Annotated in this window: 9 protein-coding genes; 3 read left to right on the forward strand and 6 right to left on the reverse strand. The window is 70.5% G+C overall.

What is annotated here, in order from left to right; translation table 11 throughout:
- Positions 1-84: 84 nt before the first annotated feature.
- From ACGFWE_RS23740 to ACGFWE_RS23765, 6 genes are all read right to left on the reverse strand, one after another.
- On the reverse strand, positions 85-1,890 hold the full coding sequence (locus ACGFWE_RS23740) for an RICIN domain-containing protein (protein ID WP_393601516.1): 1,806 nt from the start codon (positions 1,888-1,890) through the stop codon (positions 85-87).
- A 21-nt stretch (positions 1,891-1,911) separates the two neighbouring features.
- The gene (locus tag ACGFWE_RS23745) at positions 1,912-4,077 is read right to left on the reverse strand and encodes a beta-galactosidase (RefSeq protein ID WP_393601518.1); all 2,166 of its coding nucleotides are present in this window, start codon (positions 4,075-4,077) and stop codon (positions 1,912-1,914) included.
- A 50-nt stretch (positions 4,078-4,127) separates the two neighbouring features.
- Positions 4,128-5,063 carry a carbohydrate ABC transporter permease gene (locus ACGFWE_RS23750; RefSeq protein ID WP_352386121.1) on the reverse strand — a complete coding sequence of 312 codons (936 nt, stop codon included), beginning with the start codon at positions 5,061-5,063 and terminating at the stop codon, positions 4,128-4,130.
- Positions 5,060-6,004 carry a sugar ABC transporter permease gene (locus tag ACGFWE_RS23755; RefSeq protein WP_352386120.1) on the reverse strand — a complete coding sequence of 315 codons (945 nt, stop codon included), beginning with the start codon at positions 6,002-6,004 and terminating at the stop codon, positions 5,060-5,062. The genes ACGFWE_RS23750 and ACGFWE_RS23755 overlap by 4 nt, the downstream gene beginning before the upstream one ends.
- A gap of 73 nt (positions 6,005-6,077) precedes the next feature.
- Positions 6,078-7,475 carry an ABC transporter substrate-binding protein gene (locus tag ACGFWE_RS23760; protein ID WP_393601521.1) on the reverse strand — a complete coding sequence of 466 codons (1,398 nt, stop codon included), beginning with the start codon at positions 7,473-7,475 and terminating at the stop codon, positions 6,078-6,080.
- 369 nt (positions 7,476-7,844) lie between these two features.
- Complete coding sequence (locus ACGFWE_RS23765) at positions 7,845-8,987, reverse strand: LacI family DNA-binding transcriptional regulator (protein WP_393601523.1); 1,143 nt, start codon at positions 8,985-8,987, stop codon at positions 7,845-7,847.
- Between the two features lie 276 nt (positions 8,988-9,263).
- On the opposite strand from ACGFWE_RS23765, the gene ACGFWE_RS23770 reads away from it, so the two are divergent.
- The 3 genes from ACGFWE_RS23770 to ACGFWE_RS23780 all read left to right on the forward strand — a co-directional run bounded on the left by ACGFWE_RS23770 (position 9,264) and on the right by ACGFWE_RS23780 (position 14,077).
- Positions 9,264-10,109: an oxygenase MpaB family protein gene (locus ACGFWE_RS23770; RefSeq protein ID WP_352386115.1), complete on the forward strand. Its 846-nt coding sequence runs from the start codon at positions 9,264-9,266 to the stop codon at positions 10,107-10,109.
- 60 nt (positions 10,110-10,169) lie between these two features.
- Positions 10,170-12,443 (forward strand): tetratricopeptide repeat protein, encoded by a 2,274-nt coding sequence (locus ACGFWE_RS23775; RefSeq protein WP_393601525.1) that lies wholly within the window; start codon positions 10,170-10,172, stop codon positions 12,441-12,443.
- 62 nt (positions 12,444-12,505) lie between these two features.
- On the forward strand, positions 12,506-14,077 hold the full coding sequence (locus ACGFWE_RS23780; protein ID WP_393601527.1) for a phytoene desaturase family protein: 1,572 nt from the start codon (positions 12,506-12,508) through the stop codon (positions 14,075-14,077).
- Positions 14,078-14,079: the final 2 nt, after the last annotated feature.

Here is a 14,079-nt window from a genome sequence, read left to right on the forward strand (position 1 = left end):
GAATGTCGGCCAATGTTCGATCATGAGAATGAGGGTGGGGGGCCTGGCAGCGGGTGCCAGGCCCCGGCTTCGAACGAGATGCTGCTACTGGACGAGCTCCCAGTCCTGTGAGCCGTCCGTGAGCGCGGTCTGCAAGGTCAGCTGCGCCCCGGCAGTCGCACCTGTCAGGTACAGGCTCGTGTTCTTGACGGACTGGAGCTTGTAGAACCCGTCGCTGGTCTTGACGAGGTTCCAGCTGCCGGTGGCGCTGTTGTCGACCCACTGGCCGATCTTCTGGCCGGCCGTGGCATTGCCGGTCCAGATCGCCGCCGCGCGGCCGCCCGACTTGTTCAACAGGCTCACGCCGCCGTTCGGCTCGGTCGTCACGTGCCAGTACTGGGTGTCCGCGTTGCCCGCCGAGCCCGGGGCCTCCAGCCGGACGTCGGGAACGTCGGCGTTGCCGATGTTCGCGTCGTTGGTCTTGTTCCCGGTGCCGATCACCTGGTCGGTCTTGCGGTTCACCAGTTGGTAGTAGGCGCCGTCCGTGTGGCCCAGATCGACCTCGGCGAACTTGAGGGTCGAGGTCCCCTGGTTGTTGAGGATCACGATGCGGCCGGTGCCGTCGACGTACTGGAGGTTGCGGCTGTAGCCGGCCTGCGAGGTCGTCTGGTATTCCTTCCAGGCGCCGTCGCTGCGTCCGCTGTCGTTGACCCAGACGTTGCCGCTGCCGGCGGCGTTGTAGACCAGGCGGCCACCCGGCAGCCTGATGAGGACCGGGCTGCCGCCCGTCGCGAGCGCGTGCGAGCCGGTGTCGAGCGGCAGAGCGGTGACGCCCGTGCCGGTGGCGGAGCCGGTGTAGAACTTCAACGGGTCGTCGGCGAGCACGTACTTGGTGTTGACTCCGCCGCCCCAGTACTCGAAGGTCAGCAGCCATTTCCCGTCCGTCGTACGGACGACGTTCGCCATGCCCGGCCGCCCGCCGCCGATCTCCGTCTTGCCGCCGGCCATGGTCTGGGTCAGTCCCGCGATGTCCACGACGGGGGCGCTCCACGCCGCGCCGGTGCCGTCCCAGGTCTTGTGGGCCAGGATCTGGCCCTGCGAGTCCGTGGCCGTGTCGTTGGCGGGGTCGAGGGATGGGACACCGGTGGTCGCGTTGAAGCCGGTGTAGTCGTTCTCGTCGGAGTAGTAGCAGACGAGCTTGCCCTTGTAGACCATCAGGTACGGCTCCCAGACGGGGTCCACCTGCTGGTTCGTGTTCGCGGCCGCGATGTTCTGGCCGGTCGCGCCCGCGCTGCCGCCCTGCCAGCCGCCGGTGGCGACGACGTTCTCGACCTTCCACGTCACGCCGTCGTCGGTGCTGGAGTACAGGGCGATCGCCAGGTCCTTGCGGTCGCCGTCGTTGGTCGGCGTCCAGTTCGGGTCGGCCGCCTTGTGCTCCTTGTAGTAGTAGTCGTCCCCCGAGACGACACTCGCGAGCAGCAGCGTGCCCTGCTTCAGGTTCCCGACGTCCTGCGGAAGGACGTACAGGTAGGGGTTCGTCCAGTTGCTCGTGTACTTCGCGTACTGCGGGTCGCTGGAGAGATACGCCGGAGCCTTGACCTCCGACAGCGGCTGCCACGTGGTTCCGCGGTCATCGCTCTTGTAGACGGGGAGCGTCTGCTTGTCGGCGCTGCCCGTCGCGGTCACGACGGTGGACTTCTCGAACGACGCGACCAGACGTCCGCTCGGCAGCTGCGCCGACTTCGGGTAGACCGCGCAGTTGCCCCGCCCTTTCAGGCACGGCTCGGTGCCCAGTTGGTAGAGGGTTCCGCCCGTCGGGTTGTACGCCTGTGCGCTGACCATGGGTATCGCGAGGATCGCGGATGTCGCCGCGAACGTTCCGAGGGCTCGTCCAAGCCTTCTTCTCTGCATGGCCCCTCCTCAGGGGATGGATCAGGATCGGTTGGTTGCTGCGGGAGTCGGCGCGCTGTCGGCGTCCTTGGAGACGAGTACGCGTACGTCCCAGGCGCCGAGGTCCAGCGCCGTGCCCGTCGAGAGGGGGGTGTCCGTCAGGGCGTCGGAGAGGTCCGCCGGGGCGGGGACCCTCACGGGCTCCCAGCTCCAGTTGTGGACGATGTGGACACGGCGTCCGTCGGGTGAGGTGCCGGTGGTCGCGGTGACCGAGGCCGGGAGGTCGCGCCACCCGCTGCTCGCGGCCGGGACCAGCCATTCGGCCAGCGCCCGGGCGAGGTCGCGGCTCGGCACCGTGCCGACGGTGGTGACGCGGCCCGCGCCGTGGCCGCGGGTGGTGATCGCGGGCCAGCGGCCGTAGTGCGGGTGCTCGTACACGGCGAGGACCTCGGCGTCGGTGGCTGTGAGGCACTCGATCCAGTGAGTGGCCGCGGCATCCGTGGGCACCTCGAACGCGGTACCGGGTACGGCGCGGACCGGGATGTCGCGCGCGAGGTTGCCGAACTCGTCGTACTGGACGCCCGCGGCTGCCACCAGCCGCCCGGGGGCCGGTTCGTGACGGGCCCGGGCCTCGTGGTCGGCGTAGCCGGTGCGCGGGCCGAGCACCAGGTGACCGCCGGCGTGGGCGTAAGCGGCGAGCCAGTCGAGGGCGGCGTCGGCGGCGATGTACAGCGCCGGTACCACCAGCACGGGGTGGCGGCGGGCGGCTTCCTCCGGTGCCATCCGCTCGTGCAGCTGCCGGGCGTGGACGATGCGGACCTGGCGGCCCGCGTCGAAGGCACCGCGGTAGAAGGGGTCGAAGATGCGGTGGTAGGCGGCAGCGTCCGGTGCGCCGTCAGGGGTCGCGAGCGGCGGGTACTTCTGCATCAGCCACTTGCTCGGCATCGAGTAGACCATCGTGATGTCGGCGTCCGGCTCGAGCCCCGCGACGAGCTCGCCCGCCGTCTCGAACTCCGCTCCGAGGCGGGCGATCTCGGCATAGGTACGGCCGGGCCGGCCGCTGTGCGGGAGGACGCCGCCCCAGTAGGTCTCCGCGCCGAAGCGCAGGGTCTGCCACTGCCAGTACTCGATCATCCGGGCGCCGCGCGCGACGTGCGCCCAGGCGGCCTGCCGCCACTGGCCGTCGTAGCCGGGCCGGTTGTCCCAGGCGAAACCGATGCTCTGGGCGTTGGTCTCGGTGACCAGGAACGGCGCCTGGCGGGAGGAGAACATCCAGTCCGCGGTCTGGTACATCGACCACACCCCGGTGGTCTTCCACTTCTGCTCGTGGCCATCCGGAGTGGGGTCGGGCAGCAGCAGGCCGTCCTGCATGTCGTAGTACGGGTTGCCGGAGGCGATGTCGAGGCGATCCGACAGCTCGTCGTCCTCCACCCCTTGGCGGGTGTAGGAGATGCAGGTGGTGACGAATTGGCCGGACCGGGCGTACTCGCGGACGATGTCGGCCTGCCAGCCGATGAACTCGGTGACCTGCCGGGCCTGGAACTCCCGCCAGGCGACGTCGTACTGGGGCTGTTCGTTGCCGTCGGGGGTCCACAGGTCGGCCCAGGTGGACAGGCGGTGCGACCAGTAGACCAGGCCCCACTCGCGGTTGAGGGTCTCGACGTCGCCGTACTTGTCGCGCAGGTGGTCCACGAAGCGTTCGAAGACACCGCGGTTGTGCAGGAGGTGCAGGCCGGGCTCGTTGTCCACCTGCCAGCCGATGACCGCCGGGTGGTCGGCGTACCGGGCCACCATCTTGCGGATGACCCGCTCGGCGTGGAAGCGGAAGGCGGGGTGGGTGAAGTCGATCTCCTGCCGTGCACCCCAGCCCAGCCGCTGCCCGGTGGCGGACTCGGCGGTGATCTCCGGGTACTGGCGGGCCAGCCACGGCGGAGCCGCGTAGGTCGGCGTGCCGACGACGACGGAGATGCCGCGCTCGTGGGCGCCGTCGAGGACCGGCTGGAGCCAGTCGAGGTCGAAGCGGCCGTTCTCCGGCTCCCAGGTCGACCAGACCGACTCGCCGACCCGGATCACGGTGAAGTTCGCCTCGGCCATCAGGTCCAGGTCGGTCTTGAGCCGTTCGTCGGGCCGCAGTTCGGGGTCGTAGGCGGGCGTGTACTCGTGGTAGTACGCGGCGCCGAACAGGACGCGGGCAGGCAGAGCCGCCATGAGGGGAAACCTCCGATAAATGCGGGGAGTGGTACGAGGGGCCGCGGGCCCTACTGCTTGACACCGCCGGCGGCCAGGCCGCTCTGCCAGTACCGCTGGAGCAGCAGGAAGGCCACGACGAGAGGCAGGATCGAGATGAGGGAGCCGGTCACGACCAGGGCGAGCATGTCGCTGCTGGCACCGGCCCCGCCGTTCTGCGCCTGCGCCGCCCAGGAGGAGAGGCCGACGGTGACGGGGTACAGATTTGGATCATTGAGCATGATCAGCGGCAGGAAGTAGTTGTTCCAGGTCGCCACGAGCGTGAACAGCAGCACGGTGACCAGACCCGGCGCGAGCAGCCGCAGCACGATCGTGCCGAAGATCCGCGCCTCCCCGGCGCCGTCGATCCGAGCGGCCTCCAGGAGGCTGTCCGGGACGGCGTCCTGGGCGTAGACGCGCATGAGGTACAGGCCGAACGGGTTGACCAGCGAGGGCAGGATGACCGCCCACGGGGTGTTGACCAGACCGGCCTTGGCGAACAGCAGATAGGTCGGGATCGCCAGCGCGGTGGCCGGGACCATGACGGCGCCGAGCACCAGGTTGAAGGAGAACCGGTCACCGCGGAAGCGGAACTTCGCGAAACCGTACCCGCCGGCGGCCGCGAGCAGCGCGGCGCCGATCGCGCTGACGCCCGCGTACATGACCGTGTTGAGCAGCCAGTGGACGAAGACCCCGTCGTCCTGGGTGAAGGTCTGCCTGACGTTCGTCAGCAGCTGCGGGGCGTGCGAGAACCACAGGCCGAAGCTGTTGAACAGGTCCTGGGTACTCTTGGTCGAGGCGATCAGCAGCCAGAACAGGGGCAGGAGGAAGTAGGCCAGGACCGCCAGCATGGCGATCGTCAGCGGGGTGCTGCGGCGCCGGGAGGCGGATCCCCGCCGAGGCGGCGCGGCGGAAGGCGGCTTCGTCAATGGCTCGGCGGTGGTGGCCATGCGGGTGGTGGTCGTCATGCGGACCTCCTGCGGTTCGCGGTCAGGAGTACGGCGTAGGAGGCGATGACGATGACCAGGCCGAGGAGGAAGGACACCGTGGCCGCATAGTTGACCTGCTGGCCGGTGAAGGCGAGCGTGTAGGCGTAGAGGTTGGCGGTGTAGGAGCTGCTGATCACGTCCGGGGCGATGGTCATCAACAGCTTCGGCTCGTTGAACAGCTGGAAGCTGCCGATCACCGAGAACAGCAGGGTGAGCATCAGCGCGGGGCGCAGGGCCGGCAGCTTGATGGACCAGGCGATCCGCCAGGCGCCGGCCCCGTCCATCGAGGCGGCCTCGTACAGCTCCTCGGGGATCGTGCGCAGGGCGGCGTACAGGATGATCATGTTGTAGCCGACGAACTCCCAGGTCACGATGTTGGCGAGACTGCCGAGCATCCAACCGTCGCTGAGGAAGTGCGGGACGGGCAGGCTGAGATTGCGGCTGAGCTGGGCGAAGGGGCCGAAGTCCGGTCCGTACAGATAGCCCCACATGAGCGCGGCGACCACGCTCGGGACGGCGTACGGGACGAAGATGCCCAGTCGGATGACACGGGCGAGCCGGAGCAGCCCGCTGTCGAGGGCGAGGGCGAACACCAGCGCCAGCAGCAGCATCACCGGGACCTGGATGACGAAGAACAGGGCGACCCGTCCGATGCCGTGCAGGAACTGCGAATCGCTCAGGGCCTGGGCGTAGTTGTCGAGCCCGACGAACGCCGTGCCGCCGATGAGGCGTTCCTGGAACAGGCTGAGATAGGCGGCGTAGCCGAGCGGGGCGAGGAAGAGCAGCAGGAACAGCACCATGAAGGGTGCGACGAACAGCGGTCCTGCCGTCCGTTGACGGCTCTTGCCGCCGCGCCCGAGGCGTGTGGACCCGTCTCGCCTCCTGCCCTTGGGGGAGGCCGCGGTTGTGGCAGTCATCATCGGGCCTTTCTGAGGGATGGGACTGTGTCGGTGGGGGCGGGTCCCGCGCCAGCGCACGGGACCCGACGGGCCGTTACGGCGTCTCGACGGTGAAGCCCTGGCTCCTGGCGTAGGTGGTGAGTCGCGTCTGCCAGGTGCCGAGCGCGCGGACGGTGTCGGTCTTGTCGGCGAAGGACTTGCCGACCGTCTCGGTCCAGTCGGTCGCCGCCTGGTCGAGGAACGGGGGCCACTGGAAGGAGGAGTTGACCGTGGAGCTGATGTCGGCGAAGACCTGGTTGACCTTCTGGCCGCCGTAGAAGGCGGGCGCGTCGCCGGTGAACGTGGCGTCCGTGAGGAGGGCCTTGGTGGCGGGGAAGAAGAACTGTTCGGTGGCGAACATCTTCGCGCTGGCCGGGTCGCTGTTGAGGAACTGTGCGAACTGGGCTGCCGCGATGGGGTTCTTGGTGGAGCGGATGACCGCGGTGGTCGAGCCGCCCCAGTTGCCCGAGCTCGGCTTCGACGCGTCCCACTGCGGGAGGGGGGCGGCGCGCCACTTGCCGGAGGTGGCCTTGGCGGAGCCGGAGAGGAAGGCCGGCCCCCAGGCGGCGGTGATCCAGGTGGCGTACTTGCCCTTGTTGAACCCGGCGTACCAGCCGTCGGTGAAGTCGGGGTCGGTGCTGACGACCCCTTCCTGGGCCAGGCCGCCCCAGTACGCGCCGAGTTTCCTGGAGACGGCGTCGTCGACACCGATGGTGATGTCACTCCTGCCGGACACCACGTACGGCTTGGCTCCCGCCTGCCACAGCAGGCCGTGCCAGGCGGCGACCTGGTTGGCCGCGAGGTTGGTCAGGTAGACGTCGGGGTCGGCCTTGTGGAGCTTGCGGGCCGCGGCGGCGAACTCGTCCCAGGTCGCGGGGACCTTGATGCCGTGCTTGTCGAAGATGTCCTTGCGGTACAGCATGCCGAGCGGGCCGGTGTCCTGGGGGATCGCCCACACTTCGCCCTTGCTGCCGCTGACCTGCTGCCAGGTCCAGTCGACGAACTTCTCCTTGAGCGCGGAGGCGCCGTACGGCCGCAGGTCGAGCAGGCTGTCGGTGATGGTGAAGGTCGGGATGGCCTGGTACTCGATCTGCACCATGTCCGGGGCACCGCTGCCGGCCTTCAGAGCCGTACGCAACTTGGTGTACTGAGGCGTTCCCTGGCCGGCGTTGACGACCTTGACCTTGATGGCCGGGTACTTCGCCTCGAAGAGGGCGACTTCCTTGTCGATGTTCGGGACCCAGGTCCAGAACGTCAGCTCGGTCGGCGTCTTCATCGCCTTGTCGATGTCGGCCTGAGTGACAGGCTTGGAGGACCCGGACGAGCCGCCCGAATCGCTGCCGCCGCAGGCGGTGAGAGTGAGGCCGAGCGAGACGGCACCTGTCGTGGTGAGGAACAGTCGACGGCTCATCGAGGAGCGGCCGGACATGGATGTGGACGTGTTTCTGGGCATGGTGAACTCCCGCCGGTGGCGAAGATGACGGCACGCCTGGCAAGGGCGTACGAAGGTGTGGTGAAGGGGGCGCGGACGCGCCTGCCGAGGCTCGGACACCGACAGGGCCGGGTGCGGGTCCTCGTGGACCGGGGCCGGCGTGCCTTCCGTGTGCGGAGGTGGCGGTCGCGGCCGAAGAAGAATGGGGACGAAACCAGAGGCAGAGAGGGTGGGGGAACCTGGCTCAGCGCCTGCTGGTTTCCGGAACGGCCCCGCGGCGATCGTGCGGCGGAGGCGTCGAAAGGGGCGGGGCGTGACCGGAAGCAGCGGCTTGTACTGACGTCACGCGCCCGCCGTGGACTTGCTGATGTCCGGGCTCACCGGTGCGGGTCAGCGGTGGGTGGACGGGCCTCCGTTCGGGAGCGGCGGACGGTCCGCGCCACCGAGTGCACGAGAGGCGGTACGCCGGCCACGAGCCGGGGTCGTCCGGCTCGGTGGTGACGCGGTCGAGGAGCGGATGATGAGATCGATGGGTGGATCGCTCGTGGGTAACGGATCCGCGTCCGGGTTCTCGATGGCATGCACCAGACGCTTGAGTCCCTCCTGCGCCACGGCGTCGAACGGCTGCCGCACCGTGGTCAGCGGAGGAGTCACATAGGCGGCGACCGGAATGTCGTCGAATCCGACGACGCTGACGTCCTCCGGCACCCGGCGTCCGGCCTCCGTCAGTGCGCGGATCAGGCCGATCGCCATGTCGTCGTTGGCGGCGAACACCGCGGTGACGTCAGGGTCTTCGGCCAGTTCCCGTCCCGCCCGGTATCCGGACGCGGCCGACCAGTCGCCCTCGACGACCGGCGGTACGGCCCTGCCGTGCGCGGTCAGCGCCGCCCGCCATCCATCGAGGCGGTCCCGGGCGGCGTACCACCGCTGCGGACCGGCCAGGTGATGGACTGTCGGATGCCCGAGTTCCAGCAGGTGCTCGACGGCGGAGTGTGCCATCAGGTCCGCACCGCCCCCGGCGGTCAGCGCCCTGGGGGCGGTGAGAGGTAGTGGCGCACCCAGGACGAGCACCGGAACGTCGATGCGGAAGGAAGCGTCTCCTTCGGTACCCGCTTCGTCGATCGGTTCGGAGATGACGATGCCGTCCACGCCCTGATCGAGGAGTGAACTCACGGCACCGGTCACGCCCGAGGCGTCGCCCTCCATCGTGTTGACCACGTGCAGCGCGTATCCCGTGTCCCGGACGACCCGCTCCACGCCCATGAGCAGCGTGGCGGGTCCGTACAGGGCCGTGCCCAGAGTCACCACGCCGATGGAGCGGGTGCGTCCTGAGGCCAGTGCCCGGGCGGCGTTGTTACGCCGGTAGCCGAGCTCTTCGGCGGCTTCGAGGACGCGCCTGCGCACATCGGCGGAGACGTACTGCTCGTCGTTGAAGACCCGCGACACCGTCTTCTGCGAGACCCCCGCCAGACGGGCCACATCCACGCTGCGCGGAGCCGCGGTGTTGCCGCTCCGTGTGGTTCCTCGCGTCATGGTGTCTCCCGATGGCCGGATGTACGAGCCAGATGATGCCAGACCCGCCCGTGACTGGCCACGCGGTCTGTCTGCGCTGTCATGTCTACGCAGTCATACGGCTGTCGTCAAGAGCTCGGAACACATCCGTAACCGAGCGCGGGAGGGGTGCGGCGGGGGCGCCGGCCGCGTGCTCCTGGGCGGCGTGCCGGACGAGGCGCCCCTTGCGGAGCTGCTTGAAGCCAATGTCACCGACGTTGCCTTGTGCCGACCGGCGATCGTGGTCACACTGCCGACATGACGGCCGACCCGGGGTTGTTCGGTCCATCGTCCGTGACCTGGCAGCTGCACGGTGACCCCATGATGTGGGTCGCCGGCATCCGCGCGCTCTACCTCCAGGCCCTGCACCCGCGCGCCCTGCGCGGCGTCATGCAGAACTCCGACTTCCGGCGCGACGCCTGGGGCCGGCTGATGCGGACCGCCAACTTCGTCGGCACCACGACCTACGGGACCACCGAGGCCGCGGAGAAGGCCGGCGCCCGGGTCCGCAAGATCCACGGCATGCTCGGGGCGACCGACCCGGACACCGGTGAACGCTACGGCGTCGACGAACCCGAGCTCCTGCTGTGGGTGCACTGCGCCGAGATCGACTCCTATCTCCAGGTCGCCCGCCGCTCCGGCTTCCGTCTCACCGACGAGCTGGCGGACCGCTACATGTCCGAGCACCGGGTCAGCGCCCGCCTGGTGGGCCTGGACCCCGACGCCGTACCGGCCGACCAGGTCGAGATGGCCGCCTACTTCGAGAAGATGCTGCCCGAACTCGCGGCTACGCCCGAGGCCCGCGACGTGGACGACTTCCTGCTCCGCCCGCCGACGCACCCCCTTCTCGTCCCGGCGCGCGAGATGCTGTGGCGGCGCGTGGCGCAGCTGGCGTACGCCGCCCTGCCGCCGTACGCCCACGAGCTGTACGGCAGGAAAGCCCCCGAACCCACCACTGTCACCCGCCAGTTGCGCGCCACCGGCACCCTGCTGCGCTGCGTTCCCGCACGTCTGCGCTGGCAACTCCCGCCCAAGCACATCCTGCGCGCCATGGCCCGGCTCGGCCCCGGCACCCGCCCCGCCCCGTACAAACTCGGACGATAGGTCGCCATACTGGACAGGCCAGGGGTGGCGGGGCGAGTTCGACGGGGGCGGTCGCAGCAGATGGGGGACAGCAGGGTCATCCAGGGGCGGTACCGACTGCTCGATCTGATCGGGCGCGGGGGCATGGGCGAGGTGTGGCGGGCCCGCGACGAGTCACTGGGCCGTCATGTCGCCGTGAAGTGCCTCAAGCCCCTGGGCGGGCAGCACGACCAGAGCTTCACCCGGGTCCTGCGGGAGCGGTTCCGGCGCGAGGCCCGGGTGGCCGCGGCGCTCAGCCATCGCGGGGTGACCGTCGTCCACGACTTCGGCGAGTCCGACGGTGTCCTCTACCTGGTGATGGAGCTCCTGGAGGGGCGCAACCTCAGCCAGCTCCTGGAGGACAACGAACAGCACCCCCTGCCCGTGGCCGACGTCATCGAGATCGCCGACCAGGTCGCCGCCGCCCTCGCCTACACCCACCAGCAGGGCATCGTGCACCGGGACCTGAAGCCCGCGAACATCGTCCGCCTCACCGACGGCACCGTGAAGATCTGCGACTTCGGCATCGCCCGGCTCGGCCACGACGTCGACTTCACCTCCCGGCTGACCGGCACCGGCATCGCGATGGGCACCCCGCACTACATGTCGCCGGAGCAGATAGGGGGTTCCGAGGTCGACGAGCGCAGCGACCTGTACTCCCTGGGGTGCGTGCTGTACGAGATCGCCACCGGGGCACCGCCGTTCGACCTGGAGGACGCGTGGGCGATCCTCGTCGGCCACCGCGACACCCCGCCCCGGCCGCCGCGCAGCCACCGCGCCGAACTCCCCGAGTATCTCGACAGGGTCATCCTCGACCTGCTGGCCAAACAGCCCGAACAACGCCCGCGCGACGCCCGTGAGCTGGGCCGCCGGATCACGTTGGGCCGCACCACACCGGCGTACGTGCCCACCGTGGTGACCCCGCGGCCCGACTTCCGGCCCCAGGAGCCGCCCGACCTCCGCCCGCAGGAGTGGCCCGATCCCGCCCGCCCGCGTGAGACCCGGCTGCCGTCCTGGACCCGGGGTATGACCACCGGCCACAAGGCCACCGGCGCCGGCCTCGTCACCACACCCCCGGACGCCGGGGCCGCTCTCACCGGCGAGTGGATCGCCCGCCCCGCCACCGGCCGCGTCGAGGAACCGGTGCCGGAGGTGCCGTCCGTGCCCTCCGCGCAGGCCCTCACGGCACTCGCCGGGCGGCACAACGCGGGACTCAGCCTCGGGCGCCTGGGCCGCTGGGCGGAGGCCGGCGAGGTGCACCGCGCGGTCGCCGCCGAACGCGAGCACCTGCTCGGCCCCGATCACCCCGACACCCTCGCCAGCCACTACGAGGTCGCCTTCACCCTCAGCCGCACCGGCCGCGCCGCCGACGCCCTGCGCGCGTACAAGCACGTGGCCGCGACCAGGACCCGCACCCTGGGCGCCGACCACCCCGACACCCTGGCAGTCCGCCAGGAAATGGCGTACGTCCTCGGTCAGTTGGGCCGCCACTTCGACGCCCACCAGGTCTACACCTCGGTCCTCGCCGCCCGCGAGCGCGGGATGGGCCCGGACCACCCCGACACCCTGCGCTGTCGTCACAACCTCGCCTTCAACCTCAGCAGGCTCGGCCGCCTGGAGGACTCCTACCGCATGGCGTGCGAAGTGGCTGCCGCGCGTGCCCGGGTGCTGGGCCCCCAGCACCCCGACACCCTCGTCACCCGCTACGAAGTCGCCTACGCGCTCGGCCAGTTGGGCCGCTGGGCGGAAGCCCTGCAGACCTACCACGAGGTCGCCGAGGCCCGCGCCCAGGCCCTCGGCCCCGATCACCCCGACACCCTCGCCGCCCGCTACGAGGTCGGCATCAGCCTCGGCCGCCTCGGCCGCAGCGCCGACGCGCTCCGCCTCTACCGCGACCTGATCGAGGACCGCACCCGCGTCCACGGCCCCGCCCACCCCGAGACCCTGCGCGCCCGCCACGGTCTGGGCGTCAACCTCGGCCGCCTCGGCCGCTGGGAGGAGGCCCTCGCCGAGTCCCGGGACGTGTGCGCGATCCGCGAGCGCGTCCTCGGCCCCGACCACCCGGACACCCTGGTCAGCCGCCGTGAGGTCGCCGTCGGTCTCGGCTGGCTCGGCCGCTGGACCGACGCCCTCACCGAGTACCGCACGGTGGCCGGTGCCCGCGAACGCGTCCTCGGCGCCGATCACCCCGACACCCTCGCCAGCCGCAACGACGAGGCGCACTGCCTGGAACAGCTCGGCCGGGGCGCGGAGGCGGTGGAGCTCTACCGGAGAGTGGCGGTACTGCGGCAGCAGCGGGCCTCCGGCGCGCAGTGACCGTCGCCGCCGGGTGCCGCCCACCTCTGGCCGACCTAGATCATCACGTGTTACGAAGAACCATGCCTGCACACGAGGGACTCCACCGCGCCTACGACGCCGTCATCGTCGGCGGCGGCCACAACGGCCTGGTCGCCGCCGCCTACCTGGCCCGCGCCGGGCGGTCCGTACTGGTCCTCGAACGGCTCGGGAACACCGGGGGAGCCGCGGTCTCCACCCGGCCGTTCACGGGCGTGGACGCCCGGCTGTCGCGCTACTCGTACCTGGTCAGCCTGCTGCCCAAGAAGATCGTCCGTGACCTCGGCCTGGACTTCCGGGTCCGGACCCGCAACGTCTCGTCGTACACCCCCGTCGAACGCGACGGCAGGCCGACCGGACTGCTCGTCGGCGGCGGCGAGCGCCGCACCAGGGAGGCCTTCGCCAAGCTCACCGGTGGCGAACGCGAGTACCAGGCCTGGCAGCGGTTCTACGACATGACGGGCCGCGTCGCGCAGAGGGTCTTCCCCACCCTCACCGAGCCACTGCCCACCCGGGACGAACTGCGCCTGCGGTTGGACGACGAGGAGGCCTGGCGGGTCCTGTTCGAGGAGCCGATCGGCGTGGCCGTGGAGGACCGTTTCGCCGATGACCTGGTCCGCGGTGTGGTGCTGACCGACGCGCTCATCGGCACCTTCGCCGACGCCCACGATCCCTCCCTCCAGCAGAACCGCTGCTTCCTCTACCACGTGATCGGCGGCGGGACCGGCGCCTGGGACGTACCCGTCGGCGGCATGGGCGCCCTCACCGACGCCCTGGCCACCGCGGCACGGCAGGCCGGCGCGGTCCTCGCCACCGGCCACGAGGTCGTGGGGATCTCCACGGACGGCGGCTCGGCGGAGATCACGTACCGCACCGGGGAGGCGGAGGGCACCGTCGCGGCCCGGCACGTCCTGGTCAACGCCTCACCGCGGGAACTGGCCGCCCTCACCGGCGACCGGCCGCCCGCCCCCGCCGAAGGCGCCCAGCTCAAGGTCAACATGCTCCTCAAGCGCCTCCCGCGGCTGCGCGACAGCGAGGTCGACCCGCGCGAGGCGTTCTCCGGGACCTTCCACATCGCCGAGGGCTACCAGCAGTTGGCCACCGCCCACGCCCAGGCCGCCGCCGGACGGCTCCCCACCGCCCCGCCCTCGGAGATCTACTGCCACTCCCTCACGGACCCCACGATCCTCGGCCCGGCCCTCGTCGAGCAGGGCTACCAGACGCTCACCCTGTTCGGTCTGCACACCCCGGCCCGTCTCTTCGACCGGGACAACGACGCCGTACGCGAGGAACTCCTCAAGTCGACCCTCGCCCAGCTCGACGCCCACCTCGCCGAACCGCTGGCCGACTGCCTGGCCACGGACGCGGACGGCCGGCCCTGCATCGAGGCGAAGACCCCGCTCGACCTGGAGCGGGACCTGCGGCTGCCCGGCGGCAACATCTTCCACCGGGACCTGTCCTGGCCGTACGCCGAGGAGGGCACCGGACGGTGGGGCGTGGAGACCCGGCACGCGAACGTGCTGCTGTGCGGGGCGGGCGCGGTGCGCGGCGGCGGGGTGAGCGGGGTGCCGGGGCACAACGCGGCGATGGCCGTGCTGGAGGAACTGGGCGGCTGACG

Origin of the sequence: Streptomyces sp. NPDC048523 (assembly GCF_043199815.1) — a bacterium.
Taxonomy (GTDB): domain Bacteria; phylum Actinomycetota; class Actinomycetes; order Streptomycetales; family Streptomycetaceae; genus Streptomyces.